At 64.1% G+C, this 26,593-nt stretch carries 25 protein-coding genes; 8 read left to right on the forward strand and 17 right to left on the reverse strand.

Annotated elements, in window-relative coordinates:
• Nucleotides 1-32: 32 nt before the first annotated feature.
• From JOF47_RS15220 to JOF47_RS15295, 16 genes are all read right to left on the reverse strand, one after another.
• Nucleotides 33-1,484, reverse strand: coding sequence for an NAD(P)/FAD-dependent oxidoreductase (locus tag JOF47_RS15220; RefSeq protein ID WP_209999919.1), 1,452 nt, complete (start codon nt 1,482-1,484; stop codon nt 33-35).
• On the reverse strand, nt 1,481-1,747 hold the full coding sequence (locus tag JOF47_RS15225; protein ID WP_209999921.1) for a (2Fe-2S)-binding protein: 267 nt from the start codon (nt 1,745-1,747) through the stop codon (nt 1,481-1,483). The genes JOF47_RS15220 and JOF47_RS15225 overlap by 4 nt, the downstream gene beginning before the upstream one ends.
• Entirely contained in the window at nt 1,744-2,925 is a 1,182-nt protein-coding gene (locus JOF47_RS15230) for an NAD(P)/FAD-dependent oxidoreductase (protein ID WP_209999922.1), read from the reverse strand. The genes JOF47_RS15225 and JOF47_RS15230 overlap by 4 nt, the downstream gene beginning before the upstream one ends.
• Before the next feature lie 12 nt (nt 2,926-2,937).
• Nucleotides 2,938-3,684: a GntR family transcriptional regulator gene (locus JOF47_RS15235; RefSeq protein ID WP_342592806.1), complete on the reverse strand. Its 747-nt coding sequence runs from the start codon at nt 3,682-3,684 to the stop codon at nt 2,938-2,940.
• Nucleotides 3,681-4,634 carry an ornithine cyclodeaminase family protein gene (locus tag JOF47_RS15240; protein WP_209999923.1) on the reverse strand — a complete coding sequence of 318 codons (954 nt, stop codon included), beginning with the start codon at nt 4,632-4,634 and terminating at the stop codon, nt 3,681-3,683. The genes JOF47_RS15235 and JOF47_RS15240 overlap by 4 nt, the downstream gene beginning before the upstream one ends.
• The gene (locus JOF47_RS15245; RefSeq protein ID WP_209999924.1) at nt 4,631-5,632 is read right to left on the reverse strand and encodes a proline racemase family protein; all 1,002 of its coding nucleotides are present in this window, start codon (nt 5,630-5,632) and stop codon (nt 4,631-4,633) included. The genes JOF47_RS15240 and JOF47_RS15245 overlap by 4 nt, the downstream gene beginning before the upstream one ends.
• A 94-nt stretch (nt 5,633-5,726) precedes the next feature.
• Nucleotides 5,727-6,632: a dihydrodipicolinate synthase family protein gene (locus JOF47_RS15250; RefSeq protein WP_209999925.1), complete on the reverse strand. Its 906-nt coding sequence runs from the start codon at nt 6,630-6,632 to the stop codon at nt 5,727-5,729.
• A 128-nt stretch (nt 6,633-6,760) separates the two neighbouring features.
• Complete coding sequence (locus tag JOF47_RS15255; RefSeq protein ID WP_209999926.1) at nt 6,761-8,239, reverse strand: alanine/glycine:cation symporter family protein; 1,479 nt, start codon at nt 8,237-8,239, stop codon at nt 6,761-6,763.
• 41 nt (nt 8,240-8,280) lie between these two features.
• A complete protein-coding gene (gene abaF, locus JOF47_RS15260) occupies nt 8,281-9,672 on the reverse strand; it encodes a fosfomycin efflux MFS transporter AbaF (protein WP_209999927.1) in 1,392 nt (463 codons plus the stop codon).
• A gap of 291 nt (nt 9,673-9,963) precedes the next feature.
• Nucleotides 9,964-11,253, reverse strand: coding sequence for an alpha/beta fold hydrolase (locus JOF47_RS15265; protein ID WP_377737394.1), 1,290 nt, complete (start codon nt 11,251-11,253; stop codon nt 9,964-9,966).
• Nucleotides 11,250-12,110 (reverse strand): ATP-binding cassette domain-containing protein, encoded by an 861-nt coding sequence (locus JOF47_RS15270; RefSeq protein WP_209999928.1) that lies wholly within the window; start codon nt 12,108-12,110, stop codon nt 11,250-11,252. Before JOF47_RS15270 ends, JOF47_RS15265 begins: the two co-directional genes overlap by 4 nt.
• Entirely contained in the window at nt 12,107-12,967 is an 861-nt protein-coding gene (locus tag JOF47_RS15275; protein WP_209999935.1) for an ABC transporter ATP-binding protein, read from the reverse strand. Before JOF47_RS15275 ends, JOF47_RS15270 begins: the two co-directional genes overlap by 4 nt.
• On the reverse strand, nt 12,964-13,959 hold the full coding sequence (locus JOF47_RS15280) for an ABC transporter permease (RefSeq protein WP_209999937.1): 996 nt from the start codon (nt 13,957-13,959) through the stop codon (nt 12,964-12,966). Before JOF47_RS15280 ends, JOF47_RS15275 begins: the two co-directional genes overlap by 4 nt.
• Entirely contained in the window at nt 13,956-14,936 is a 981-nt protein-coding gene (locus tag JOF47_RS15285; RefSeq protein WP_245356387.1) for an ABC transporter permease, read from the reverse strand. The genes JOF47_RS15280 and JOF47_RS15285 overlap by 4 nt, the downstream gene beginning before the upstream one ends.
• Nucleotides 14,937-14,946: 10 nt before the next feature.
• On the reverse strand, nt 14,947-16,647 hold the full coding sequence (locus JOF47_RS15290; RefSeq protein WP_209999939.1) for an ABC transporter substrate-binding protein: 1,701 nt from the start codon (nt 16,645-16,647) through the stop codon (nt 14,947-14,949).
• Nucleotides 16,648-16,749: 102 nt separating this feature from the next.
• The gene (locus tag JOF47_RS15295; RefSeq protein WP_281070249.1) at nt 16,750-18,699 is read right to left on the reverse strand and encodes a glycoside hydrolase family 127 protein; all 1,950 of its coding nucleotides are present in this window, start codon (nt 18,697-18,699) and stop codon (nt 16,750-16,752) included.
• Nucleotides 18,700-19,055: 356 nt separating this feature from the next.
• Here JOF47_RS15295 and JOF47_RS15300 point away from each other — a divergent pair, with 356 nt between their 5' ends.
• The 3 genes from JOF47_RS15300 (at nt 19,056) to JOF47_RS15310 (ending at nt 21,813) form a co-directional block, all read left to right on the forward strand.
• Nucleotides 19,056-20,075: a proline racemase family protein gene (locus JOF47_RS15300; protein WP_209999944.1), complete on the forward strand. Its 1,020-nt coding sequence runs from the start codon at nt 19,056-19,058 to the stop codon at nt 20,073-20,075.
• Nucleotides 20,076-20,199: 124 nt separating this feature from the next.
• On the forward strand, nt 20,200-20,937 hold the full coding sequence (locus JOF47_RS15305; RefSeq protein ID WP_209999946.1) for a helix-turn-helix transcriptional regulator: 738 nt from the start codon (nt 20,200-20,202) through the stop codon (nt 20,935-20,937).
• A 45-nt stretch (nt 20,938-20,982) separates the two neighbouring features.
• Nucleotides 20,983-21,813, forward strand: coding sequence for an SDR family NAD(P)-dependent oxidoreductase (locus tag JOF47_RS15310; RefSeq protein WP_209999949.1), 831 nt, complete (start codon nt 20,983-20,985; stop codon nt 21,811-21,813).
• Nucleotides 21,814-21,897: 84 nt separating this feature from the next.
• Here the strand turns inward: JOF47_RS15310 and JOF47_RS15315 are convergent, their stop codons facing one another.
• A complete protein-coding gene (locus JOF47_RS15315) occupies nt 21,898-22,323 on the reverse strand; it encodes a VOC family protein (RefSeq protein WP_209999950.1) in 426 nt (141 codons plus the stop codon).
• A 246-nt stretch (nt 22,324-22,569) separates the two neighbouring features.
• On the opposite strand from JOF47_RS15315, the gene JOF47_RS15320 reads away from it, so the two are divergent.
• The 5 genes from JOF47_RS15320 to JOF47_RS21990 all read left to right on the forward strand — a co-directional run bounded on the left by JOF47_RS15320 (nt 22,570) and on the right by JOF47_RS21990 (nt 26,586).
• Nucleotides 22,570-24,231, forward strand: coding sequence for an MDR family MFS transporter (locus JOF47_RS15320; RefSeq protein WP_210001745.1), 1,662 nt, complete (start codon nt 22,570-22,572; stop codon nt 24,229-24,231).
• 112 nt (nt 24,232-24,343) lie between these two features.
• Complete coding sequence (locus JOF47_RS15325; protein WP_209999951.1) at nt 24,344-24,745, forward strand: MarR family winged helix-turn-helix transcriptional regulator; 402 nt, start codon at nt 24,344-24,346, stop codon at nt 24,743-24,745.
• Nucleotides 24,746-24,906: 161 nt separating this feature from the next.
• Entirely contained in the window at nt 24,907-25,410 is a 504-nt protein-coding gene (locus tag JOF47_RS15330) for a MarR family winged helix-turn-helix transcriptional regulator (RefSeq protein WP_209999952.1), read from the forward strand.
• Between the two features lie 252 nt (nt 25,411-25,662).
• Entirely contained in the window at nt 25,663-25,986 is a 324-nt protein-coding gene (locus tag JOF47_RS15335) for a DUF4190 domain-containing protein (protein ID WP_209999953.1), read from the forward strand.
• Between the two features lie 108 nt (nt 25,987-26,094).
• The gene (locus JOF47_RS21990) at nt 26,095-26,586 is read left to right on the forward strand and encodes a helix-turn-helix domain-containing protein (RefSeq protein WP_245356220.1); all 492 of its coding nucleotides are present in this window, start codon (nt 26,095-26,097) and stop codon (nt 26,584-26,586) included.
• Nucleotides 26,587-26,593 lie beyond the last annotated feature (7 nt).

The following is a 26,593-nucleotide window of genomic DNA, read 5'->3' on the forward strand; positions in this document are numbered from 1 at the left end:
CAAGATTCGGGGATGGCGGGTAGTGCGAGCGCTCAGGAGTCCTGGGGCTGCCGGGAGTCCAGGGTGCTGATCTCGCCCAGGGTCAGCGGGGCTGCGACGGGGCGCTTGGCGAAGGCAGCAAGCGAGGCTTGTTCGGTCCCGGCGTCGTCGGCCCCCTTGGTGGAAAGGCAGGAGACGGCAAAGCCGCAGACCTTGCCCTGGCACCAGCCCATGCCGGTGCGGGTGAAGGACTTCATGGTGCGCGCATCCGTGGCGCCCAGTTCGACGCGCGCGTGCACGACCTCGCCGTGGCTGACTTCCTCGCACCTGCACACCAGGGTGTCGTCGGCGAGCAGGTCGTCCCACTTTTCGGGGACGGGGTGCGCCCGGTGCATGGCCCCGGCGAACCGGCGGTGGCGCTGGATCTGCCGTGCGGTGCCGGCGCTTGGCGCCTCGCCGTTGGCCGCGGCGGCCCCGGCAACGAGCCCCTCGGCCACGGCCAGCACGGCCCCGCCTACGCCCGTCACTTCACCGGCAAGGTAAAGGCCCGGCACGTTGGACGCCTGCTGGCCGTCGACGACGCAGACCAGCGAACCGTCGGCGTCGATGCGCGTCGTGGCCCCCAGGGCCACGGCAAGTTCGACCTGCGGGGTGAAGCCCCAGCCGAAACCGACGACGTCCACGTCCTCAAGCAGCTGTTCGGTTCCGGCAATGACGGCGCCGTCGGCGTCTACCTTGGCGATGCGCACCGACTTGGCGCTGGACTCCCCCAGCACCTCGGTGACAACCGTGCGGGTGCGGTAGCGGATGCGGTGCTTGGCAAAGATGCCCGCGTATTCCGCGCCCTCCAGTGCCTTGCCCGGCACGCCGCTTGCGGCCCCCAGGTGCGGGAGCCAGTTGGCCAGCGAGGCCGATTCGCACACGGCCACGACCTTGCCGCCGGCCTCTGCGATGTTTGCGGCCACCGGAAGCAGGAAGGGCCCGGTCCCGGCGACCACAAAGCGTTTGCCCGGCAGGGTGCCGTTGGCCTTGATGAACGCCTGGATTCCGCCGGCGGCCATGACGCCGGGCAGTTCCCAGCCGGGCAGCGGCAGCTGGCGGTCGTAGCCGCCGGTGCAGGAGACAAGCTTGGCGGCGCGGACCGTTGCCGCTTCGATGGCGGTGCCGGTGGCGGGGGTCAGGCGCAGCACAAAGCGGCCGGCGTCCTCGCGTTCGGTCATCCACACCTGGGTGTTGGGCAGGTAGCGCAGCAGGCCGCGGGAAATGGCCGCGTCGAAGCGCGCGCGCAGGTCCAGGTAGGTCTTCCAGCCGTGGTGGCCGTGGCCGTCGGGCTCGGGGAAAACCGATTCCGGGCGGTGGCGCCAGAACTGGCCGCCGGGCTGGGTGCCGGTGTCGCACACGACGACCTTGGCGCCGCGTTCGGCCGCGGCAACGGCCGCGGACAGGCCCGCCGGGCCTGCGCCGATGACTGCTACGTCGAAGGCAAATTCCTCGTGGGCGCTCATGCGTCGAAGTCCCCTTCAATGTTCATGGAGTCGCAAACCTCGACCATGCAGGCGCGCTGGTTGGGTTGGCCGTCGATGGTGACCAGGCAGTCGTAGCAGGCGCCGATGCCGCAGAAGAGGCCGCGGGGTTTGCCCTCGTTGCGGGTGGTGCGCCAGGCCTTGATGCCCTCGCCCATCAGGACGGCGCCGACGCTCCGGCCCTGTTCGGTGCCCACCGGCTTCGAATTGAGTGTCACGGTGATCCGCTGCGGGGTGGTGCTCATGCTGCTGACTCCTGGTGGTTCTTTCCGGCCGGGGTGAATTCGCCGAAGCGTTCGGGGGCGAAGGGCACCAGGGACATGTCCGGGGGCAGCCCGGCCAGCGCCTGGGCGACCAGCTTCCCGGTGCCCGCGGACAGGCCGATGCCGGCGCCCTCGTAGCCGCTGGCGTGCCAGAGGCCCGGTGCGCGCGGATCGTGCCCGATGACCGGAAGGTGGTCCGGGCAGTAGGGGCGGAAGCCGTGGTAGTGGCGGATGATGCGCGTGTTCTCCAGGAACGGGAAGAGCGCGATCGCGTTGGCCGCCATCTGGCGCAGCGCGTCGGTGTTGACGCTGCGGTCGAATCCGACGCGCTCGCGGGAGGAGCCGATCAGGATGGAGCCGGCGGGGGTGCCCTCGACCACCGGGGAGGACTGCAGCCCGGCATCGGAGCTTCCGACGTTGTCCACGTACTCGGCCGCGTACACCTTGTGGTGCACCATCGGCGGCAGCGGTTCGGTGACCATGACAAATCCCTTGCGGGGCTTCACCGGCACGTTGACCCCGGCCAGCGCCGCGATGTCCTCGGACCAGCTGCCCGCGGCGTTGACGACCGCCGGGGCGTGGAATTCACCGCGGTCGGTCTTGACGCCGGTGACGGTGCCTCCATTGCGCACGAAGCCGGTGACCATGGTGTGGGTCTGCACCTTTGCCCCTGCGGCGCGGGCCAGCTTCAGCAGGTGCCCGGCCACGAGCATCGGCTGCACCTGGCAGTCGTCAGGGTACCAGGCGGCACCCAGCGCGTTCGGGGAAATGTTGGGTTCGAACTCGCGCAGCCGCGGGATGTCGACCCATTCGACGTCGATCCCGTGGTTGGTCTGGGCCTTGGTCAGGCGGTCCAGCGATGCCATGGAGGATTCCCGCGAGGCGACGATGATGCCGCCCTTGGACTCGAATTCCCAGTGCGAGGCGTGTTCGGCCAGGTCGCCGCGCCAGGTGTCCAGCGAGAACTTGGTCAGCTCGAGTTCCGGGCCGAGTTCCTTGTCGGAGACCAGGATGTTGCCCTCGCAGGCGGAGCTGGTTCCGCTGGCGGGCAGTCCGCGCTCCAGCACGGTGACGGAGAGTCCTTGTTGGGTGGCGAAGTATGCAATCGCCGAACCGATTACTCCCGCACCAATGACGATGACGTCGCTGGGCGCATTCATGATTACTCCTTGTTACTGGGTGTGCTTCTTGGACTCGGCCGGGGCCTCGTCGTCCGGGCTGCCGGTGTTCCACATGCCGCGTGCGTGGCTGATGTGGCGGACCATCAGTTCATAGATGGCCTCGCCGTCGCCGCGTTCCACGCAGTCGATCATTTCGTGGTGTTCCTGCGCGGAGCCGTCGAGCTGGTGGTTGTCCATCAGCGTCTTGAGACCGTACATGCGGGTGCGCAGGCGCAACGACGTGGCAAGTTCCACGAGTTGCTTGTTTCCCGCGAAGCTCAGCAGTCGGGCATGGAACTCGCGGTCCGCGGCAAGGTAGGCGTCGGAATCCTTGTCGCGGGCGGTGCGCACGATGACGTCGGCCAGCGCACGCAATTCGGGGATCCTGTCGGCGGGAATCAGGGGCATCGCCCGCTTGGTTGCCTCCGGTTCGATCAGCAGGCGGATCTCCGCGATTTCGTCGAGCTCGGCATCGGTCATGCCGGTGATCCGGAATCCCTTGTTCTTGACTGTCTCCACCAGGCCCTCGCGGACCAGGTCCATCATGGCCTCGCGGACGGGGGTCGCCGAGACGCCGAAGGCTGCGCCCAGGCTCGGCGCCGAGTACAGCTCGCCTTCCACCAAGTCGCCCGAGATGATCGAGGTGCGAAGCCGTTCGGTGACGGTTTCGCGCAGGCTCATCTGGCGGTCAAGTTTTTCAATGGTGAACCTTGAATTGCCGGTCATGGTTTGTTCTCCGATTTCCACAGGTGCGCTCACGCGTTTTTACTCCTGTGATCTTCATACACCACTGCGGCGGAAACCAAGTCTTCCCATGCCATGCCCACACCCGTGTAAAGCGTCGGCTTGCCTCCGGTGCGGCTGAATTTGCCGTTGACAAGGTCCTTGAGGTTCGGCGGATTGATCTCTTTCCATTCCTCGACGCTGCGTGCGGGGATCAGGTCCCCGCTTTCGCGCCACGAGGATGCGCGTCCCTCGACGACGACCTCGGAGCGCTTGACGAGCGTCTCGTCGACCTCGCGGGCATCAAGTCCGTGCTGTCCCACCGAGGCGATGATTGCGTGGTCGGCCGGTAGCGCTCCGTCAAAGAGCGGGGTCGGCGAGGAGGTCACGCACAGGATCACGTCCGCGTCCGGAACGTCTTCCAGGCTTCCGCGGGTGACGGCGATGCCTTCGGCGGCCAGCTGTTCGATCAGTGCCTGGATCCGCTCGGCGCGTTGGCCCACCACGGCGAAGGTGCCCTCGGGGAAGACCGCCTTGGCCGCACGGAAGTGGTTGACCGCCTGGATGCCGGCCCCGAAGACCAGCACCTTGGGGGTCCGGGTGAACGGCGCGTCACCCGGCGCGTCGGCAATGTTCTTGACGGCGGTCAGGGTGGCCGCCGGGGTGCGGATGGCCGTGAGCTCGGCGCCGTCCATCGAGGCAATCGGAGTGAGGTTCGAGGAACCGAAAAGCAGGTAGACGCCCTGGATCTTTTCCTCGCCCTTGGCCGGGTTCAGCGGGGCGATGGTCGCGACCTTGAGTCCGGTGTAGCCCTGGCCGATCGCCGGCATCAGCAGGAATTCACCGTCCGGTGCCGGGGCGAAGATGCGCGGCCCGTCGATTTCCGGATCGGTCTGGCCGCGCAACGCATCCTCGATGGCGGCGATGGCGCGGTCGAAGGGAAGCGAGGCGCGAACCTCGGCGGCGTCGAAATATGGCAGGTTCACAGCAGGAATCCCTCCGGGAACGGGTCGGTCGGGTCAAGGAAGTACTGGGCGGTGCCGGTGATCCAGGCCCGTCCGGTCACGGTGGGGATGACGGCGGGCAGCCCGCCGACGGTGGTTTCCTCGACCAGCCGCCCGGTGAACTGCGAGCCGATGTAGGACTCGTTGATGAAGTCGGTGTCCATGGCCAGTTCGCCGCGGGCGTGGAGCTGGGCCATGCGTGCGCTGGTGCCGGTGCCGCACGGCGAGCGGTCGAACCAGCCCGGGTGGATGGCCATGGCGTGGCGGGAATGCTCGGCGGTGGAGCCGGGGGCCTTGAGGTAGACGTGGTGGACGCCGCGGATGTCGTCGCGTTCGCGGTGCACGGGCTCGTCGGTCGCGTTGATGGCGCCCATGATGGCCAGGCCGGCGGTGATCAGGTCGTCCTTGCGTTCGCGTTCGAACGGCAGGCCCAGGTCCTCGAGCTCGACGACGGCGTAGAAGTTGCCGCCGAAGGCGAGGTCGTAGTTCACGGTGCCGTAGCCCGGGACCTCGACGGATGCGTCCAGGCGGTCGCTGTAGGAGGGCACGTTGCGGATGGTCACGGATTCGGCCGCCCCGTCCTTGACGGCGACCTCTGCGATGACCAGGCCAGCCGGAGTGTCCAGGCGCACGGTGGTCACGGGTTCGTGGACCTCGACCATGCCGGTTTCCACCAGCACGGTGGCAACGCCGATGGTTCCGTGTCCGCACATCGGCAGCAGTCCGGAGACCTCGATGTACAGGACGCCGTAGTCGGCGTCGGGGCGCGTCGAGGGCTGCAGGATCGCGCCGCTCATCGAGGCGTGTCCGCGCGGTTCGCACATCAACAGGGTGCGGATCCAATCGCTGTGCTCCATGAACCAGAGGCGGCGCTCTGCCATGGTGGCTCCGGGAATGGTGCCAATGCCTCCGGTGATGACGCGGGTGGGCATGCCTTCGGTGTGGGAATCCACTGCGTGGAAGATCCTGTTGGTGCGCATGGTGCAAACTCTCTGGGTAATCGTCGTTGATCGGGTGGTGCCGTTGGCCGGCCCCGCTTTCACGGGGCCGGCCAACAACACGGCAACTTCGAGGTTACTTGTAACCCTTGGCCACTGCGGCCTCGGTGTCGGCGATGACCGCGGCGCGCACGGCGTCGGTCAGCGGGCCGCGCGGCGGGCGGCACACGCCACCGTTGAGGCCGACGACGTCCATCGAGAGCTTGATCGACTGGACGAACTCGGTCTTGGTGTCCCAGCGCAGCAGCGAGTGCAGGTCGCGGTAAATCTCGCGGGCGCGCTCCATGTCCGAAAGGTTGCCGGAGGTGGCCAGGCGGTAGAGCTCGACGGTGGCGTGCGGAATGGCGTTCGGGTAACCGGCAACCCATCCAACGGCGCCGGCGAGGCCCATTTCCAGGACGGTGTCATCGGTGCCGATGAGGATGTCCATGCCCGGTGCCAGTTCCTTGATTTCGTAGGCACGGCGCGGGTCGCCGGTGAATTCCTTGATGCCGACGATCAGGCCTTCGTGGAACAGGCGTGCAACCAGGGCCGGGGTCAGGTCGACCTTGGTGTCGATCGGGTTGTTGTAGGCAACAACCGGCAGGCCGGCGGAGGCGGCGAGGCGGAAGTGCTCAACGACCTCGTCGTCGGTAGCGCGGTAGGTGTTCGGCGGCAGGCACATGATGGCGTGTGCGCCGGCATCCTTGGCCTGCTGTGCCCACTTCTGGGTCTGCAGTCCACCGTAGGCGCCAACGCCGGCCATGACTACGAAGCCCTCCGGAGCTGCGGCAACGGCGGTCTCGATGACCTTGGCGCGCTCTTCGTCGGACAGGGTCTGGTATTCACCAAGCGAACCGTTCGGGGCGATGCCGTCGCAGCCGCTGCTGGCAAGGAAACGAACGTGGTCTGCGAATGCCTCATAGTCGACCGAGTAATCGTCCTTGAACTGCAGCGCCGATGCGACGATGACTCCGTGCCAGGGCTTCTTGGTGGTGCTCATGTTGTGTTCCTTTCAAGGGGACTTTTCAATGATTTTCAAAGTTGTGGGTGACGCTTTCGACTCCATGCCGTACATCACATTCAAATAGTATCATGTGACATTGTACAGACGGAAGGGGTCGGGAGAAATTAGTTCTTTCGGGTCTCACCCGAGGCCAAAAGCGCCTGGTTTCCGGCGATTTCCGCCGCTTCCTCGACCCAGAAGTCGGCCCCGCGGATGCCCAGGGCGACGGGGTTGAAGACGGGGTCGAGGCCGGCCTTGCACTGCCTGTCGTAGTCGCGGGTGACCTTGAAGACCACCGAGGTGAGGGCAAGCAGGCAGAGCATGTTGATCCAGCCCAGGGTTCCATAGCCGATGTCGCCAATGGCCCACATCGCATCGGCGCTGATGATGCCGCCGAGGAAGGTGATGCCAAGCATGCCCAGCTTCAGGGCCCAGTCCAGCACCGGGCTGTCGTCGCGGCCAACGAGGTAGACCAGGTTGGTCTTGGCGATGTAGAAGAACGCGACAAGCGTGGTGAAGGCGAAGAAGAAGAGTGCGACCGCCACGAAGCCCGGCCCGACGCCCGGCAGCACGGTGCTGATGGCCTGCTGCGTGTACGCGGCGCCGGCCTTCAGGTCTGGCACGCCCTGGATCAGGACCGTGCCGTCGGGGGCCGTGACGTTGTAGGAGCCGGTCATGATGATCATCAGGCCAGTGGCGGAGCAGACAACGACCGTGTCGATGTAGATCGAGAAGGCCTGGACCAGGCCCTGCTTGGCGGGGTGTGAAACCGATGCCGCGGCGGCACCGTAGGTCCCCTCCCCCACGCCGGCGACATTGGAGAACACCGCACGTCGCACGCCCCAGGCCACGGCCGCGCCGACGATGCCGCCGAAGACCTGGTGGGCTCCGAAGGCGGAAGAGATGATCAGGCTGACGGTCGGAACGATCTGCTCGAAGTTCACGGCAACGATCACCAGTGCGGCAAGGATGTAACCCACGGCCATGACCGGGACCATCAGCTGCGCGGCACCGACGACGCGCCTGGTTCCGCCGATGATGACAAATGCCATGAGCGCGGTGATGCCGATGGCGCTCACGAGCGGCGGCACGTTGAATGCCGTCTCGACGCTGGAGGCGATGTTGTTGGACTGGACGCCCGGGAACACAAATCCGTAGCCGACCATGGCCATGAGCGACACCGCGACGGCCAGCCACTTGAGCTTCAGGCCGTGCTCGATGTAGAACGGCATGCCGCCGCGGTGCTCACCGTTGATGCGGCGCTTGTAGACCTGGGCCAGGGTGGATTCGGCGAAGGAGCTGGCCGATCCGAGCAGCGCGCAGACAACCATCCAGAACAGCGCGCCGGGGCCGCCTGCGGCAATGGCGGTTGCCACGCCGGCGATGTTTCCCACGCCCACCCGGCTGGCCAGGGTCAGGAGCAGCGCCTGGACCGGCGAGATGCCGTCCGAGCTGTTCTTCTTGCTGAGGATCTGGCGGATCATGTCCGGGAACCGCCGGAACTGGACGAATCCGGTCAATACGGTGAAGAACAGTCCGACGGCCAGGGCGAAGTACGCCATGGGGTTCCAGATCGCATCGTTGATGCTGGTGAGCATGTCCATAATTTTTCCTTAGGTCTTTCGGGCAGCTGCGGGAATCGGGACTAGGCCGGGGCGTTGGTGCGCAACGCCGACTCGGCATCGACCTCGCGCAGCGACTTGCCCCTGGTTTCCTTGGCGAACGAAACGGCGACGATGGAAATGACCGCGGCCCCGACAAGGTAAAGGGCGATCGGAGTCGACGAATCGAACTTCTGCAGCAGCGAGAGCGCAATGAGCGGGGCCAGGGAACCCGCCAGGATCGGCGCAAACTGGTAGCAGAGCGAAAGCGCCGTGTAGCGCACGTTGGTGGGGAACATTTCGGTCATCAGCGCCGAGTACGGCGCGTAGGTCAGGGACTCGATGGCCAGGCCCAGGGTGATGGCCGCCATGACGATCCAGTCGTTGCCGGTGTCCATCATCGGGAAGCCGACAAATCCCCAGAATGCGGTCAGCACGGCGCCGGTCAGGTAGACGGGCTTGCGGCCAACAATGTCAGAGAGCAGCCCGACGAGCGGGATCATGCAGAAGTGCAGGAAGTGGGCGCCGAACATCAGCAGGAGGATGCGCGAGGTGTCCATCTCGACGACCAACTTGAGGTAGGTGATCGAGAAGGTGACAACGAGGTAGTAGAGGATGTTCTCCGCGAAGCGGGCGCCAATGCCGATCAGCACGGCACGCCAGTGGTAGCGAAGGACGTGCAGGACGCCCGGCTGGGCTTCCTGCGAGGCGGCCTGGCGGGCCTGCGCTTCCTTGAAGATCGGCGCGTCGTCGACCTTGGTGCGGATCCAGTAGCCGATCAAGACCACCACGGCGGAGAACCAGAACGCCACGCGCCAACCCCACGAAAGGAACGCCTCTTCGGGCAGGGTGCTCGACAGTCCGAGGAGGACGAGTGTGGCTACCAGGTTGCCCATCGGGACCCCGGCCTGCGGCCAGCTGGCCCAGAAGCCGCGCCTGTTGTCGGGGCTGTGCTCGCTCACCAGGATGATCGCGCCTCCCCACTCGCCGCCGAAGGCAAAGCCCTGGATGAGGCGCAGGGTCACCAGGAGTGCGGGCGCCCAGTAGCCGATGACATCGAAGGTGGGCAGGCATCCCATGAGGAACGTCGTGATGCCGACGACCACAAGGCTCAGCTGGAGCAACGCCTTGCGGCCAATGCGGTCGCCGAAGTGCCCGAAGACCAGTCCGCCGATCGGACGGGCGGCGAAGCCCACGGCGTAGAGCGCAAACGCGGCGATGACGCCATCGACCGGGTTGCCGGTCTGCCGGAAGAAGTGGGTGCCGAAGACCAAGGCCGAAGCCGTTCCGTACAGGAAGAACTCGTACCATTCGGCGACGGTTCCCGCCATGGCGGCGGCCACAACACGTTTGAGACCCGCCGGCGTCGAGGTTTCGTGCCCAGCGTCGGGGCGGCCGCCAAGGGCCTCCCTTTCAAGCGTTTCGTTGTTGCTCATTTGGTCTCCTTGAGAAGGTGGGCAACCTCGCCCACGTGTTCTGCATCACGAATCTATGCAATGGTACATGTCACATTTTCGCGAATCAAGGATTTTATTGCCCGATTTTTGGGCGCCAACGGATCGAAACGATGCCGGACTGCGCAGATTGCAGCATTCCGACCCTCACTGGTGTTTATGCAAATATGCAGACATGTGGAAAGAGCCCGACCCGTGGAAATCAATCCACGGGTCGGGCTCCAAGGTCCACCGCAGCGGCCATCCCGAACAAGCTCGGACCGTACTCCGTCGCTAGGCCAGCGGACCGCCAACAGCGTCGACCATCGAAACCAGCCGCGGGAACACACCGGGGGCCGAGATGCCGTCATGCTCGAACTCGTTGGTCACCCAGGCCTGCAGGTTCCCGACCTGCGCGGCCGTTTCCAGCGAGAGCGGCGCGTCCACATACATGTCGTCGTGGTAGACGACGGCGGAGACAGGAACCTGGTTTTCCGCCAGTATCCGCGGGTCGTAGAGCGGGCCCCAGTCGTCCCGGCGGGCCATTTCGTTCACCGCGGCGCCGAAGGGCTTTAGCAGGCGGATTTCCTCGAACATCCACGGGAACATCATTTCGCCGGTCATCAGCAACGGGCGGGCGGACTCGGCGAACTCCGGGTGCCGCTCGATTTCCCGCTGCGCCGCCCAGGCCGTTGCACCGCTTGCCCCGTCGGCGAAGATGCTCTCCTGCATCACGGCAAACAACGGGTTCTCCGCGTAGTTGCTGCGCGCTTGGACCTGGGCCAGGAAGGTGTCGCTCAGCTCGCCGCCGTCGTCGAACGCCTCGTCGATCAGCCACGCCATCCTTTCGAACCCCGGCTTCATGCCGTAGTCGATGCCCAGGGACTGGAAACGACGCACCGTGAGCAGGTCTCCGTCCGGCAGGTGGACGTCGCCGACGGCCAAACGGTCGGCGATCTTCGCCATCGTTTCCACGTGGTTCCCGTAGCGTGCGTAGAACTCCCCGTTCTTCGCCCTCGTGCGCACGTAGGTTCGGCGGTAGACCTCCGAGGCGTCGGGCGCCAGGCTCGGCAGCCCGCCGGCGATGTAGCAGGCGTTCAGCGCCTCGGGCGCCTGGCCAAGGTAGGTCAGCGTGAGGAATCCGCCGTAGCTTTGGCCCAGTGTCGACCACTTCCGCCCGCCGAAGACGGTCTTGCGCAGGAACTCGGCGTCGGAAACGATCGAATCGGCACGGAAGTGGCCCAGGTACTCGGCGCCGTCCGCCGCGCTCGGGAAGCGTTCCATCGAAGCTGCCGTGATCCGGCTGCTGCGTCCGGTTCCGCGCTGGTCGAGCAGGAGCACGCGGTGGGTCTTCAGCGCCTCGCCGATCCACCCGGACTTGTCGAGCGGTCGCGGGCCCTTGCCGCCCGGGCCGCCCTGCAGGAACAACAGGACCGGCAGGTCCTGCCGCGCCTTCTCCGCGGAGCACAGCTCGCGGGCAAACACCTGGATGGTCCTCTCGTCGGGCCGCGCCCAGTTCAACGGCACCGTGACCACATGGTCACGGACCTGCATGCCTGCTGCCACATATTCGGCGGTGATCAATGTGCCATTCCCCCCATGTATTGCTGCCTACGGATTTCCCATTCGGGATTGATGACGGGAACTGCCTTCAGCAGCGCCCGGGTGTACTCTTCCACGGGGTTCTCGAAGACCTGCGCCGTCGTGCCCTGTTCCACGATCCTGCCCTTGTTCATGACCGCGACGTCGTCGGCGATCTGCCGCACGACCGCCAGGTCGTGGGCGATGAAAAGGTAGGAGTAACCGGATTCCTGCTGCAGGTCGCGCAACAGGTTGATGACCTGCGCCTGGACGGAGACGTCCAACGCGGAGACGGCCTCGTCGCAGATGACCAGCTTGGGCTCCACCGCAAGGGCGCGGGCGATGCCGATGCGCTGGGCCTGCCCGCCGGAGAACTGGTTCGGGTACCTGGTGCTGTGGTCGGGGTTCAGCCCGACGCGTTCCAGCAGCGACTTCACCAGCAGTCGCCGGTCGACGCCCTTGATCCCCTGGTAGTCCAGCGGCGCGGTGATGATGCGCTCGACGGTGTGCTTGGGGTTCAGCGAGGAAAACGGATCCTGGAAGACCACCTGCACGTTGGCCCGGAAGCGGCGCAGCATCGTGTCGCCGGCGCGGGTCACGTCCTGGCCCTCGAAGTGCATCGACCCGGAGGTGACGTCCAGGAGCTTGGCGATCATGCGCGCCGTCGTCGACTTGCCCGACCCCGATTCGCCGACCAGTGCCATGGTCCGGCCCGCGTGCAGGGCAAGCGAGACGTCGTCGACGGCGCGGAAGGTCTCCGTTCCGGCGAATGCGCCGCCCTTGCTGACCTGGAATTCGCGCACCAGGTTCTTCGCCTCGAGCAGCGGTTCGTTCCGGAGGTCTTCGATGACGACGCTCATGCTTCCTTCACCAGTCCTGAATTCACTTTCTTCATGGCCCGGATCGGATCGTCGATCCGCGGGATGGCATCCAGCAGGGCCTGCGTGTAGGGGTCGCGCGGATTCGAGAAGACGTCTTCGGTCGTCCCGTTTTCCACGACGTGGCCCTTGTTCATCACCAGCACACGCTGGGAAACCTGCGAGACCACGGCCAAATCGTGGGTGATGAACACCATTCCGGTTCCCGATTCCGCTTGGAGCTGTGACATCAAGTCCAGGATCTGCGCCTGCACAGTGACGTCCAGCGCCGTGGTCGGCTCGTCGGCGATCAACAGGTCGGGCTCGCAGCACATGGCCATGGCGATCATGATGCGCTGGCGCATGCCGCCGGAGAATTGGTGCGGGTAGTTGTCCACCCGGCGCTTCGGATCGCTGATTCCGACCCGTCCCATGGCGTCGATGGCCACGGCCTGGGCCGCACGGAGCGATCCTCCGCGGTGGGCCTTGTAGGCCTCCGCGATTTGCTTGCCCACCGTGTAGTAGGGGTTCAACGAGGACAGCGGGTCCTGGAAGACCATGGCCATGCGCTCCCCGCGCAGTTTGTGCAGGTGCCGTTCCGGGCTTCCCAGGATCTCCTGGCCCTGCAGCTTGATGCTGCCGGTGGTTGCCGCCTTGGCCGGCAGCAGTCCCATGATGGCCAGGCTGGTCATCGATTTTCCGGAGCCGGACTCGCCGACGATGCCGACGGTTTGGTTCCGTTCGACGACCAGGCTGATCCCCTGGACCACCGTTGCCGTTCCCGCACGCGAGGCGAAGGAAACCGTGAGGTCCTTGATTTCCAGCAGGGGCGTTGAGCCGGCCGGTTCTACATGTTTCATGCGACCTTTGTCCTTACGCGTGGATCCAGCGTGGTGTAGAGAATGTCGACGATGATGTTGGCAACTATGACAAACAGTGCGGCCATGAGGGTCACGCCCATGATGACCGGCTGGTCGTTCTTGCTGATGGCATCTGAGGTCATCTTGCCGACGCCGTTGAGCCCGAACACGGTTTCCGTGATCAACGCACCGCCGAGCAGGCCGGCGAAGTCCATGCCGAACAACGTCACGATGGGTGTCAGCGACGGGCGCAGCGCATGGCGTCCCAACACCAGCCCGGAGGAAAGTCCCTTGGCCCGTGCGGTCCGGATGAAGTTCTCGCCCAGGGTGTCGATCATGTTGGCCCGGGTCAGCCGCGCATACATCGAGGCATAGCCGAATGCCAGCACGGTCCACGGCATCAGGTACGACTGGAACCAGAACAACGGGTCCTCGCCGAAGGCCGGCGTGGAGGGGAACGGCAGGATCTGCAGCTCGACCACCAGGACGTACTGCAGCACCAGCGCGATGAAGTAGTTCGGCAGGCTGATGCCGCTCAGGGCGACCATCATGGCTGCCTTGTCCCACCAGGTGCCCTGGCGGACTGCGCTCAGGACGCCGGCGCTGACACCGATGAGGAGCCAGAGGACCGCCGCGCCCACGGCAATGGTGATGGAAACGGGCATGCGGTCGCCGATCATTTCGAGTACCGATTGGTTGGTCTGGAAGCTGAAGCCGAGGCACGGTGCGGCGCATTCGATGGCATTGGCCCCGGTGCCGTAGGTCCGGCCCATGAAGATCCCGCCGAGGAAGGTGAAGAACTGGGTCATGAACGGCTGGTCGACCCCGAGGGTGGCGCGGATCTGGTCGATGCGTTCGGGCGTGCAGGTCTTGCCGCAGATCATCACGGCCGGATCCGGCGACAGCGCAAAGAAGATCCAGTAGGTCAGCAGCGCCACGAGGACAAGCACGCCCGCTGCCGCCAGAAGTCGTCTGGCTAGATACGTAATCACTTTGAGGTATCTCCCGTGTCAATGGCGCGGCTGAGGTGGTCCCCGAAGACCGTAAAGGAAAGGACCGTCAGGAAGAGGAACAGGCCGGGGACAAAGAAGAACATCGGGTCCGTCGCGTACCACGGCACGGCCGTGGCGATCATCTGGCCCCAAGACGGGGTGGGCGGAACAACGCCGACGCCCAGGAACGACAGCGCCGCTTCGGTGCCGATGTAGGAGGGGACGGCGAGCGTCACCAGGACGATGATGGTTCCGGTGAGGTTGGGCAGGATTTCCTTGAAGACGATCGCCGCCTTGCTGGCGCCGGAGGCCTGGGCGGCCTCGACGAACTCGCGCTGGCCCAGCGACATGGTCTGTCCCCGGATAACGCGGGCCGTGTACGGCCAGCCGAAGATGCACAGGACCATGACCAGCAGCACCGGCCGGTTGCCGGCAGGCAGCGCGGACAGGAGCGCGATCATGAAGATCAGCGACGGGAACGCCATCAGGAAATCCATCACGCGGGAAATGACTTGGTCGACCCAGCCGCCGAAGAATCCGGCCAGCATGCCAAGGACCACTCCGACGATGGTGGTGATGGCGGCGGCGGCAAACGCAATGGCCAGGGAGACGCGGGCACCGTAGACGATGCGGGCAAAGACGTCGCGGCCGCTCTGGGGTTCGACACCGAACCAATGGTCCGTGCTGATGCCGCCCCAGGGCAGCGCGGGCAAGCCTCCCAGATCGGGGTTTACCGCCGTGTCGTCGTATTGGAAGGGATCCCAGCCGCTCCATTTGGTCAGCAGGGGCGCTGCGATCGCCACAAGGACAATCAGCACGATGAAGGCCGCGCTGAGCATGGCAGCGGGGGAAGCAAGCATTGCGGAGGTGACGCGCCGGAGCGAGGAGGACCGTCCTCGGGATGAGGACGGTCCTTCGCTTGGTTCAGGCGTCACTTCACCGGGCGCGACCAGAAGGTCGGCGGGAAGCATTGACATGGTGGGACCTTTACTTGCCTGGATCGATCAGGCTGAGCGTCACCAGGTCAATGCCGGCGTCGAATCCTACGACTCCGGGATCGACGTTGCTGCCGCGCAACTGCATGACGTTTTCGTAGACCATCGGGACCATGGGGGCGGCCGTTTCCATGATCTGCTTGTCGAGCTCGCCGTAAGCCTTGTTGGCGGCGGCGACATCGGTCATGGCCGCGATTTCATCCATGCGCTTGTTGACGGCCGGGTCGTTGAGCTGGGGGACGTTTTGGTTGCCCTTGGCCACGATGCTGTCTCCGTGCAGGATCGGCGGCAGGAAGGTCTGGCCCGAGGCCCAGTCCGGGCACCAGCCCGTGATGGCCAGGTCGTTTTGCTGGCTGGTGGTGCCGATGACCTCGTAGAACGAAGACACGTCGATGACGTTCAGGTTGACCTTGATGCCGACCTTCGCAAGCGACTGCTGCACCGATTCCGAGTAGGCCTGGATCTTCGGCGTGCCACGGGTGTCCAGGGTCAGCTCCATGCCGTCCGGGTATCCGGCCTCGGCCAACAGTGCCTTTGCCTTCTCCACGTCGCCCTTGTTGTCCGTGGTCGGGTAGGCGTTGAAGTCCAACCAGCCCAGCAGCGACGGGACCATGATGGTGTTTGCCGCGGTTGCAAGCTGGGACCCGCCGCCGGCGGTCTGCAGGCTCGACTTGTCGATGGCGTAGTTGATGGCCTGGCGGACCTTCAGGTTGTCCAGCGGCTTCTTGGTGTTGTTCATCGTCAGGTAGGTGGTGCAGACGGGCTCGGCACGCACCGCCCGGTCCTTGACGCTTGGGTCCTGGATGCGCGAGACGTTTGCCGGCTGGAGCGCGCCGCCGGAGATGGCGTTCTTGTCCTCGCCTTGGCCCGCCAGCATACGTTCATCGATCGTTGCACCGTCGATGCCGAAGAGGAATTCATAGTGGTCCGGCTTGGCCGGGCGAACGGTGTCGCTCTTTGCATCCCACTTCTCGTTGCGTGAAAGCTTCAGCTCTCCGCCGCGCGTGTAGGAATCGACCTTGTAGGGGCCGGATGCAATCGGCTTCGCATCGAATCCCTTGCCGGAACCCGAACCCACAGGGAAAGGAACGAAGCTGTTCTGTCCGACGACCGAACCGAAGTCGGCAAACGGCTGGTTCAGGTTGAAGACAATCGTCTTGGCATCGGGCGTTTCGATGGCCTTGAAGTCTTTGTCCTTGTCGATGTAGGGGCCCTTGTAGCCCGAACCGTCGTCGAGCAACTGCTTGGCCCACGGGGAACCGATTCCGATTTCCGGGTCAAAGGCGCGAGAGACACCGTACTTGACTTCGGCGCTGGTGATTGGCGTCCCGTCTTCGAAGAAGATGCCGTCCTTGAGCGTGAAGGTCCAGGTCTTTCCGCCGTTGGATGGGGTTCCCAGGTCGGTGGCAAGGTCGGGTTTCATTTCCCCGGACTTGCCTTCCTCTGTCGAGTTGGTCGTGAGCGTCCGGTAGATCAACCGGTAGAAGTTCTTGACGCCGGTGTCGAAACCCATGGCCGGGTCAAGGTGCGAGTAATCGGCGTTGAGCAATACGCGGACGGAACCGCCTGTGGTTCCTTCTGCACCGGCGCCGGCACTGCCGCTGGGCGCAGGCGCATTGCTGCCACCTCCGCAGGCCGTCAGCAACAATGCCGACGTCAGGGCAAGGCCCAGTACGAATTTCTTGCTTTTCATTGCGTTTCCTTCAAATTGGGGTCCGTGCGGGCATCGTTGAGCCACTGTTGAACCGATCAGGGATGGTGCGGGACTTGCTGTGGAGCTCGCGAGAGAAAGGCTTCAGGCGTTTCTGAGCCATACGCGCATGGCTCGAGGTTCACGGTTTCCCCAATGCGCATAGGGAACCAAAGTGACGTTTTCACGCGTTTGCCCGGCGCGGGTGGCACCGGTGTATTCGGGGTAAAGCTGGCCGCCGCCCTGTGGTTCCACCCGCAGGGGAAGGGAAAGCGCAACGCTCCGAACCGCCCGAGGAACGGGGTTGGACACTTCTTCGATCTCCCGCATTGACCGGGCATCCACGACCAGGTCGTTGATGTCCTTCGGGGCGTCTTCCTGCTCCAGGCAGTAGATGATCGGGCCCCGGGTCACCGCAAGGCAGCCCCGCGTGGCGTCGAGGTGCGGGTGCGACCCCAGGAACCGGGCGGCCATCTCGAGGTTGAGTTCCAGGACATCGCTGCCGAGGAAGGCCCGATTGATTTCAAGCCATCCGTCGACGACGCCAACGGCCTGCGGTTCGCCGTTGACGGACAGTGTGGCGCGCTTCGCCCAGGCCGGAACCCGGAAAGCCAGTCCCTGCGATTCCGGGGAGGCACTGTCGACGGTTACCCGGACCGCGCCGCTCCAGGGAAATTCCGTGTGCATCGTGATTCCCAGATCGGCCGTGGCAATCCTTGCACTGGCATAGTTGGCGATGCGCAGCGATCCTTGTTCCACGACGGCGAGATGGTCTTGGAGTTCCGCCACCCACCGAATGATGTTTGGCGGGCAGCAGGGGCAGCCGAACCACGCGCGACGCAATAGCTCGCCGCCGGATTCGTATCCTGAGCGTTGCTCGTGGTCCTCCCGGCGCTGCAACGTGTTGTCGTAAAAGAAGGCCTTTCCGTCGGTGGAAAGCGACACCGCGTAGGCGTTGTGGAGGATCGTCTCAAAGGTGTCGAGGTACTTGGTTTTTCCCTGCGCCAGGAACATTCTCCAGGCCCACTGCATCGTTGCGATTGCCGCACACGTTTCGGAGTACGAGCGTTCGGAAGGCAACTCGAAGCGGTCCCCGATGGCTTCGTCCGAATGCCTGGAGCCCAGTCCGCCCGTCACGTACAGCTTGCTGGAGACCAGGTCGTCCCACAACCGCTCAAGCTCGGCCAGCAACCCGGGATCCCCCGATTCCAGGGCGACATCCGCGGCCCCGGCCGCAAGGTAGGCCATGCGCACGGCATGGCCCGTGACCGAGGGCAGCTCCCGGATGGGGAGATTGTCCTGAAAATAGTCTGCCGTGAAGGTCCTGAGTTTGATCGTGCCGTGGCCCCGGCGGTCAATAAACAGCTTCGCCTGGTCCAGGTACGACCGGTCGCCGGTTTCCCGGTACAGCTCGACCAAGGCCATTTCGATTTCGGGATGACCACAGACCTCGGGGGCACCTTCGTTTCCGAAGTTTTCGATCGCAAGGTCCGCGAAGCGGACGGCAACGTCCAGCAGCCGCCGATCACCAAGCTGGCGGCTGGCGGCCACTGCGGCCTGAATGAGGTGGCCAAGGTTGTAAAGCTCGTGGCCCCATGCCAGATCGCTCCATGGCTCGGCATCCGTGAGCGGGTTTTGGTAGAAGCTGTTCAGGTAACCGTCCGCAGCCTGCGCCGCCTCAATCAGCGTTACCGATTCCTCGAAGAACGCAACCGTTTCGGGATCGGGTTCCACGCGCGGACGGTTGATTTCGTAGGCCAGGCCTTCAAGGGTCTTGAAAAGGTCCGTGTCCAGGAACGGGTACTTTCCGCGGTAGTGGTCCGGGTGCCCGGTGGCGAGGGTCCGCAGGTTTTCCAGGTTGCCCGCGGCGCGGAGCTCGCGAAGCGAGTGGCCGATCGTTGCGTTCCTGTTCAGCGATTGCCAGTGGGCCAACTCACCCGAGAGAAGCTGAACGTGCGATGACCCAAGAGTTCCGAAGCGACCGGTCCGCGGGAGGGTGTTGCTGGCTCCACGCTTGGCAGTGTCTGCCGGAAAAACGTCTTGGGGTCGCGCCATAGTTCACTCCTGCACCAATGTGTCATGTGATATTGCATAGAAGCCTAGGGTGCGAATCAAGGTGGCGCAAGTAACAATTTCGATATTTTTCAAAGACGCCGGGTCGAACCCCTCGCGTGGCCGCCGGCGTTGACATGCGCGTTTCTATGCCATGTACTATTGCATAGAGGTGTATTGGGTCACAGTCTCGGCGCAGGATGCCCTCTACCCAAAAACACCGGGAACACGGCGAAAATCGTTCTCTTTTGGCTGCTGCACCCGCATCACCAAGGACAACCCCTCCCCCGGCTTGACGCCAAGCCCCTGGCGACTGACCCTCACGCCAACCGACACGCATGAGAACGGATCCGAAGAACATGACGACAGAATCCATCCAGATCAGCAGCATCGACTACCACACCGGTGGTGAGCCATTCCGGATTGTCACCGATGGCTACGGTGAGCTTGATGGCCGGACTGTCGCGGAGCGTCGGGTGTCGGCACAAAACAGTTCGACGGTCGAAAAGATTCGCCAGCTCCTGGTTCAGGAGCCTCGCGGACATACGGACATGTACGGCTGCTTCATCACCGAGCCCGACGATTCGGCCGCAAGCTTCGGGGCCGTTTTCTGGCACAAGGACGGCTATTCGACCGCTTGCGGACACGGCACGATGGCGCTGGGCGTCTGGGCCGTCGAAGAGGGAATCGTTGAATCCGACCCCAACGGAACAACCGTCGTCGTCATCGACGTTCCTTCGGGTCGCGTTGCCGCACACGTCGAATCCCGCGACGGCATCGTCCGCGGCGTCACCTTCGAAAACGTTCCGTCCTACGTCGTCGGGCAGGACCTCAAGGTCGACGTCGACGGCAAGAAGTACACCGTCGACCTGGCCTACGGCGGAGCCATCTACGCCTGCCTGGATGTTGCCCAGCTGGACCTGGACATCACCAAGGAGAACTACTCCGAGCTGCGCGCCATCGGCCGCGCCGTGAAGTGGGCCTGCAACGACCTGCCCGAGGCCCAGCACTCCGACCCGCGACAGAGCGGCGTCTACGGAACGATCCTGTTCCAGAAGCTCGATGACCTGCCAACGGGACCGAACCAAATCAACATGACGGTCTTTGCCGACGGCGAGGTCGACCGTTCCCCGTGCGGTTCGGGCACCTCGGCACGCCTGGCATGCCTGGCCGCCACGGGCGAGATCACCCAGAATTCCCTGAAGCACGACTCGATCGTGGGCTCGACCTTCATCGGCACGATTCGTCCCCACGACGTGTCGGGCTCGCGGTTCCCTGCTGTCATACCGGTGGTCACCGGCATGGCGTACCGGACCGGACGCCACCAGTTCGAGCTCAACCCACAGGACGAGCTGGGAACCGGTTTCACCCTGTTCTAAATCCCCGGAATGCCTGGCGTCGATTCCGGCGATGGGCCGCAGCCCTTGATGGCGTCTGCGGCCCATCGGCCCTCGCTTGGGTGGCAGACGGCCAGGCATGATTCCACGAAATGGAGAACTTCCGATGATCGGATTTGGGCTGCAAGAACTATCCCGGCAGTTCGATGACTTGGCTTCCGGCATAGGGGCAACCGCCGACAGTTCGATGCCGGCGAAGGCCCTCCCGCATTCGGAGATCGAGTTCATCACCATCAGGAAGAGCCTTGCCACCGCCTACTCGGACATCCAATACCGGGCTCGCCGGTCCATCGAGGCTTTCGATCGCGGAAGCGACACACCAGATGCGGCGGGAACGGAGACGGCTCGGCGTGACGCGCTGGAACGCGGGGTCAACTACCGGGTGGTCTACGATCCTTCGGCCTTCAAACGAGAGTCCGGCGTCCCGATGCGCCCGGGTTCTCCCGCCCTGCCCGGGTCAAGTGCGCGCGTCTCCTCGATCGTTCCGGCCCGCTTGGTCATACGCGACGGGGAGGAATCGCTGATATTCAGCGCCGCCGACCGCTCGGGCGGGGTACTGGGGGCTCGAATCCACAGTCCATGGTTTGCTGCCCTGCTCAACGATACGTTTGAAACCGTCTGGGGATCCGCACTCCCCCTGCCCACCGAGCGGGTGGCAACCTCGCCGCGGCTGAGCGGTGAAGAGCAAGAGATCTTGCGCTTGCTGGCAACCGGCCTCACCGACGAATCCATCGCGCGGTTCCTGGGCGTCAGCCTGCGCACCGTCCAGCGCAAGGTGCAAGCCATCCAAAGAAGCTTCGGCGCAACGAGCCGTTTTCAGCTCGGGGCCATGAGCGCGGCGTAGGCTGCCTATTACAGCAGCACGACCCTTCGTTTCGAGAGGACTCACATGCCAGGCAAGACAATCGTCATCACCGGAGCCAGCGACGGAATCGGGGCGTCCGCCGCCCGGCAGCTCAAGGAGCTCGGCCATCATGTGGTTGTGGTTGGCAGGAACCCCGAAAAGACGAGGTCCATCGCGACGGAGCTGGGGGCGGATTTTCACCTCGCGGACTTCGCGGACCTTTCCCAGGTGCGCAGTCTCGCCGCCGAGCTTCTGGAAAGCTATCCGCGCATCGATGTCCTGGCCAACAACGCCGGCGGCATTTTCTCGCCCGTCCGGGAGACAACCGTCGACGGCTTTGAACTCACTTTCCAAGTCAACTACCTGGCGCCGTTCTTGCTGACGCAGCTCTTGCTCGATCGGTTGCTCGAATCGAGGGCGACCGTCGTCAATACGTCGAGCCTTGCAAACCGCCTGTATGGAAAGGTCGATGTGGATGACCTCAATGCAGAACGCTTCTACAGCCCCAACCGCGCCTACGGGAATGCCAAGTTGGCACAAATCATGTTCACCCGTGAATTGCAGAAACGCTATGGCCCTCGAGGGCTCTCCGCGGCTGCATTCCACCCTGGCGTTGTTGCCACGAGCTTTTCCAGCTCACCCGGCACCTCCATGGAAGCCATTTACGGCAGCAAGATTCTTTCCAAGTTCCTGACCTCTCCCCAAAAGGGCGCCAACACCCTGGTCTGGCTGTCCAACGGAGTCGCACACATCGACTGGCCGGCGGGTGAGTACTTCACGCGCAGAAGGGTCTCTTCAACCAACAGGCAGGCCAACGACGCCGGGTTGAGCGCCTCACTGTGGGATCGCACGGAGGAACTGCTCGAGCGCGGCTGACCTGAGTGTCGGGAGTGGCGGGTGGTGCACCCAAAAACAGCTTGAGTCCACCACCCGCCGGAAACCAGTTCCCTGCAGCCAGGCTCAGGCGCTTGGCGATCCTGCGATGTTCACCATCCAGTCGATGCCGAACTTGTCGCGCAGCATTCCAAACCAGTCGCCCCACGGGGCCTGTGCCAGCTGCTCACCAATGGCCGCGCCTTCGGAGAGCTTGTCCCAGTAGCCCTGGAGCTCGTCCTTGTCCTCGCCGCTGAGCGTGATCGAGATGGCGCTGCCGCCCTTCCACTCCATGGATTCCGGGGTGTCCGAGGCCATGATGTTCAGGCCGTTCAACCCGCGCAGGTGCCCGTGCATGATTTTCGCGTCGTCCGCGGGATTGTCGGTCTTGGCGAAGTCGAAGTCCGCGAAGGGCCGCAGGTCCAATTCACCGCCGAACACCGAGTGGTAGAACTCCAATGCAGCGCGGGCTTCACCGCGGAAGCTGATGTAGGGATTGAGGATTGTGGCCATGCTGTTCTCCTGACTCGTCGAGGTCTAGCAAATTGCCATTCTGCCCTGCGACATGGGCACAGCGAAAGGGCCGCGCCCGTTGTTTGCCCCAAATCCGCCACGGTGCGCTCGGTCACGCCCTCCGGCAATTAGTTGACAACAAGCAACTAATAATTTTATAGTTGACTCAAATCAACCATTCGCGGCTCATTTGAGGACTCCTCTGTGTCAACCACCCAAACGCTTCACCCCGGCGAACCGGCAAAAATGTCGCACCGCCAGGTCATGCAGTCCCTGACGGGCCTGCTGATGGGCATGTTCGTGTCCATCCTCGCGGGCACCGTCGTTGCCAGCTCGCTTCCGATCATCGTCTCGGACCTCGGCGGCAGCCAGACCTCCTACACCTGGGTGGTCACCGCGACCTTGCTCGCAACCACCATTTCCACCCCGATCTGGGGCAAGCTTGCCGACCTCGTCGACCGCAAGCTGTTGCTGCAGCTGTCCCTCGCGATCTTCGTGATCGCCTCGGCCATCGCCGGCTTCTCGCAGGACACCAACATGCTCATCACGATGCGCGTGCTCCAAGGCCTGGGCGGCGGCGGCATGGCCGCGCTGAGCCAGGTTGTCATGGCAGACATCATCTCCCCGCGCGAGCGCGGCAAGTACATGGGCCTCTTCGGCGCCATCATGGCCGTGGGAACCGTGGCCGGACCGCTGATCGGCGGATTCATCACCGACACCATCAACTGGCGCTGGAACTTCTTCGTGGCCCTGCCGATCGCCGTCGTGGCCATCTGGCTGATCCAGCGCACCCTGCACCTGCCGGAGCTTGCCAAGCGCAAGGTCAAGATCGACTACTTCGGCATCATCCTGCTTTCCGCAGGCGTTTCGCTGTTGCTGATCTGGGTTTCAATGGCCGGCACGAACTTCGAGTGGGCCTCCCCCACCACCGCATGGATGGTTGGCGGTGCGGTCCTCGCACTGATCGCCTTCGTGGTCGTTGAAATCCGCGCCTCCGAGCCGCTGATCAACCTCGGCCTGTTCAAGAACGCCACGTTCACCCTGGCCGTCATCGCCTCCCTCTCGGTCGGCGTGACGATGTTCGGCACCTCGGTGTTCCTCTCGCAGTACATGATCATGGCCCGCGGCGCCACGGCGACCAGCGCCGGGTTGATGACCCTGCCGATGATGGCCGGCGTCCTGGTCATCTCCACCATTGCCGGAGCCATGATTTCTCGATTCGGCAAGTGGAAGGCCTTCGTGGTCGCAGGTTCCATCATGCAGACCATCGGCTTGTTCGCCCTGGGAACCATCCACTACGACACGAACTACCTGTTGCTTTCCGCCTACATGTTCCTGCTCGGTTCGGGTGTCGGCATGGTCATGCAGAACATGGTGCTGGTGGTGCAGAACGCGGTTCCGCAGAAGGAACTCGGCGTTGCCAGCTCCGCCGTGACGTTCTTCCGCTCCCTGGGCGGAACCGTCGGCGTTGCCGCCCTGGGGTCGATCCTGGCCCTGCGCATCCCCGAAATGCTTGCCGAGCGCAAGGAAGAGATGGGTGCCGCGCTGGCGCAATTGGGCGCGGCCGGCAAGGACGTTGGCCAGGCGCTGGCTTCGGGCACCATGCCCGCCATGAACCAGCTGCCCGAGTCGATCCGGCAGATCATCGAGTCCGTCTACGGTGATGCCGTGGCACAGGTCTTCGCCATCGCCGCACCGCTGGGCTTCCTGACCATCCTCGCCGTGGCGTTCCTGCCGAACCTGCCCTTGAGCAGGATGACGCGCACCGAACGCAGCAAGGTCGAGGAGGCAGCCGCAACGGTTGGCAGCGGGCCTGGAGAGCTCCCGGCAGCAGGCGGCTCCGCTGCCGGCGCGACCGCGGAAACCACGCTGCCCGCGGACGAGCTCGAATCGGCACCCGGCCGCTGAGATGGACGCCCAGCCGGCTTGCTTCCCCCACGCGGCTCCCTCCCAAGAGCCGCTGAGCGATGATCCGGATCTCGGTGCCCTGATCCAAGAGGTTGAAAAGGAATTCTCAACCATGGTGATCAGGGCCCGCATGGCTATCCGCAAACGGGCAACGTCCATCCATCCGGACCTGCAGCCCTTGGGTTTCAAGGTCCTTTCGATCCTGGTGCGCGAACAAGCCCAGCAGCAGGTCGTCTTGGCCGAGGAACTTGAGGTGGACAAGGCAACCATGAGCCGGACCATCAAACAGCTGGAGTGCCAGGGATTGGTCAACCGGGTTCCCGATCCAGCCGATGGCCGGGCCATGCTCGTGAGTATCACCGAGTCCGCGCGGGCAGGTTTCGCCGCCGCGGGTTCGCGGTCGCGAGCGATGCTGATCGAACGGCTTTCCACCTGGGAACCGTCTGAAATCAAGCGCTTCTCCGTTCTGCTCGGAAGGCTCAATGTCAGCGACGTGCTGAGGCAGGAAGGCTAGCCTCGGATTCGTTGGCCGACGGCCCCGCATCTTCCCCTTGACCGGGAAGGTGCGGGGCCGTCGTCGTTCACCGGCTTGCCGCAGGCCGGAATGGGATTCCAGGAAGGGGATGACCCGCTTTCCGCCCGGCGTTCCCCGTGAAACGCACTAATATGGTGTCCATGGAAACTCCTAGCTCCGGGCGAACCCCCGACGTCGATCAGCCCGCCGATCCGCAGGTGCTGGAGCCATTGATGCAAGAGGTCGAGAAGCAATTTTCGATCATGGCCGTCAAGGCCCGTACCGCGATCCGCAAGCGTGCGCTGGAAATCCACCCGGAGCTGCAGCCGCTGGGCTACAGGGTGCTGTCGATTTTGGTCAGGCAACAGGCACAGCAGCAAATAGTCCTGGCGTCGGAGCTGCATGTGGACAAGGCCACCATGAGCCGGACCATCAAGCAACTGCAGAGCCAGGGCTTGGTGACCAGGGAACCGGACCCCAGCGATGGGCGTGCCATGCTGGTCAGCATCACGGATACGGCTCGGGAAGCCTGGAACGCATCCGGGGCACGGGCCCGGAGCCTGATGCGCGAAAGGTTGGCAAACTGGGACCCCTCCGAGATCCGGCGTTTTGCGGACTTGCTGGCACGGCTCAACGACTCTGAGTCGGACCAGCACGAGGGCTAGACGTCGGCGGCACCCGATCGGTCAGACCCCAACGAGACACCCCCCGTCGAGAATCAACCCGCTGGCAGGGCCCTCGGCGCTTCCGTGGTTTGCCATTTGTTCATCGCGTCGCCATTGGCATATGTGATCATTTCGTTAGAACGCACGGCGGTGCTTTTCGCCATTTCATGGCCAAACCCCGGTACGCTCAACACCTAAGGAAGCACCTTAGCGATCACTCACTTGCATCATCATCTTTTTCGCGGAGGAAAAATGACTCAGCCGGCCGACAACCAGCCGCAGTTCAATGGTTCTGCTCCGAACCAGGGAGCGCCCATGTACATCCAAAACAGCCCCGAGCAGATGCGCGGCGCCCAGCTTGCCCAGACCTCGATGATCCTGGGCATTCTTTCGCTCTTCGTAGTCGGGATCATTCTTGGCCCGATCGCCATTTCAAAGGCCAAGCAGGCCGAACAGCTGCACACCGCGGCAACCGTCGGCAAGGTGACCGGCTGGATCGGTACGATTTTCGGCATCCTGAGCATCCTCTGGATCGTGCTCCTCGTGGTCATGAGCGTCGCCGCGTCCCAGTCGTAATCCGTCGCAGAACCATGGAAATGGCGGCCCAGTTCAGGATTCAAGTCTTGAACTGCTCCCCGGAAGTTGGACTGAATAATTCAGTTCCATACTTCCGGGGAGTTTTTCATGTATCCACATAGTTCATTGACCGCCGAGCAACGGCTGGCCGCCGTCGATCTCTTCGAGGAAGGATTCGGGCATGTCGCGGTATCCTCAAGACTTGGAGTCAGCGCCGGTGCCGTTGAGAAGCTCGGGGAACGTTTCAGGATTTGGGGTAGGGCAGCGTTGGAAGGCAAACCGACCAAGCAGGTGTATTCCTTCGAGTTCAAGCTCGAGCTCGTCCGCCGGTACCTCTCCGGCGAGGCGACCGCGATGGACCTTGCCCTCAAGCACCAGCTGAATTCCCCGGCCCAGGTCCGCAACTGGGCGAAAATATACCGGGAACAGGGCGAGGACGGACTGCGCCCCAAGCCCAAGGGCCGACCGAGGGCGGCATCCAGTCCCGAGCCGACCGAACTCACAGAGCTCGAGAAGCTGCGCCGCGAGAACCAGCGCCTGCAGGCCGAGAACGCCTACCTAAAAAAAGTGCGGGCCTTGAGGAACCACCCACCGCGCTGAAGATCAG

The sequence above is a fragment of the Paeniglutamicibacter kerguelensis genome, assembly GCF_017876535.1.
GTDB classification, from domain to species: Bacteria; Actinomycetota; Actinomycetes; order Actinomycetales; family Micrococcaceae; genus Paeniglutamicibacter; species Paeniglutamicibacter kerguelensis.

What these genes read in the sequence shown, in the direction of transcription:
- JOF47_RS15230 (WP_209999922.1), bottom strand. Translation starts at nt 2,925, where the DNA reads ATGAATGCGCCCAGCGACGTCATCGTCATTGGTGCGGGAGTAATCGGT.
- JOF47_RS15270 (WP_209999928.1), bottom strand. Translation starts at nt 12,110, where the DNA reads ATGAGCGTCGTCATCGAAGACCTCCGGAACGAACCGCTGCTCGAGGCG.
- JOF47_RS15305 (WP_209999946.1), top strand. Translation starts at nt 20,200, where the DNA reads ATGATCGGATTTGGGCTGCAAGAACTATCCCGGCAGTTCGATGACTTG.
- JOF47_RS15275 (WP_209999935.1), bottom strand. Translation starts at nt 12,967, where the DNA reads ATGAAACATGTAGAACCGGCCGGCTCAACGCCCCTGCTGGAAATCAAG.
- JOF47_RS15250 (WP_209999925.1), bottom strand. Translation starts at nt 6,632, where the DNA reads ATGAGCACCACCAAGAAGCCCTGGCACGGAGTCATCGTCGCATCGGCG.
- JOF47_RS15255 (WP_209999926.1), bottom strand. Translation starts at nt 8,239, where the DNA reads ATGGACATGCTCACCAGCATCAACGATGCGATCTGGAACCCCATGGCG.
- JOF47_RS15295 (WP_281070249.1), bottom strand. Translation starts at nt 18,699, where the DNA reads ATGGCGCGACCCCAAGACGTTTTTCCGGCAGACACTGCCAAGCGTGGA.
- JOF47_RS15245 (WP_209999924.1), bottom strand. Translation starts at nt 5,632, where the DNA reads ATGCGCACCAACAGGATCTTCCACGCAGTGGATTCCCACACCGAAGGC.
- JOF47_RS15300 (WP_209999944.1), top strand. Translation starts at nt 19,056, where the DNA reads ATGACGACAGAATCCATCCAGATCAGCAGCATCGACTACCACACCGGT.
- JOF47_RS21990 (WP_245356220.1), top strand. Translation starts at nt 26,095, where the DNA reads ATGTATCCACATAGTTCATTGACCGCCGAGCAACGGCTGGCCGCCGTC.
- JOF47_RS15320 (WP_210001745.1), top strand. Translation starts at nt 22,570, where the DNA reads ATGTCGCACCGCCAGGTCATGCAGTCCCTGACGGGCCTGCTGATGGGC.
- JOF47_RS15220 (WP_209999919.1), bottom strand. Translation starts at nt 1,484, where the DNA reads ATGAGCGCCCACGAGGAATTTGCCTTCGACGTAGCAGTCATCGGCGCA.
- JOF47_RS15335 (WP_209999953.1), top strand. Translation starts at nt 25,663, where the DNA reads ATGACTCAGCCGGCCGACAACCAGCCGCAGTTCAATGGTTCTGCTCCG.
- JOF47_RS15325 (WP_209999951.1), top strand. Translation starts at nt 24,344, where the DNA reads ATGGTGATCAGGGCCCGCATGGCTATCCGCAAACGGGCAACGTCCATC.
- JOF47_RS15330 (WP_209999952.1), top strand. Translation starts at nt 24,907, where the DNA reads ATGGAAACTCCTAGCTCCGGGCGAACCCCCGACGTCGATCAGCCCGCC.
- JOF47_RS15310 (WP_209999949.1), top strand. Translation starts at nt 20,983, where the DNA reads ATGCCAGGCAAGACAATCGTCATCACCGGAGCCAGCGACGGAATCGGG.
- JOF47_RS15290 (WP_209999939.1), bottom strand. Translation starts at nt 16,647, where the DNA reads ATGAAAAGCAAGAAATTCGTACTGGGCCTTGCCCTGACGTCGGCATTG.
- abaF (WP_209999927.1), bottom strand. Translation starts at nt 9,672, where the DNA reads ATGAGCAACAACGAAACGCTTGAAAGGGAGGCCCTTGGCGGCCGCCCC.
- JOF47_RS15225 (WP_209999921.1), bottom strand. Translation starts at nt 1,747, where the DNA reads ATGAGCACCACCCCGCAGCGGATCACCGTGACACTCAATTCGAAGCCG.
- JOF47_RS15315 (WP_209999950.1), bottom strand. Translation starts at nt 22,323, where the DNA reads ATGGCCACAATCCTCAATCCCTACATCAGCTTCCGCGGTGAAGCCCGC.
- JOF47_RS15285 (WP_245356387.1), bottom strand. Translation starts at nt 14,936, where the DNA reads ATGTCAATGCTTCCCGCCGACCTTCTGGTCGCGCCCGGTGAAGTGACG.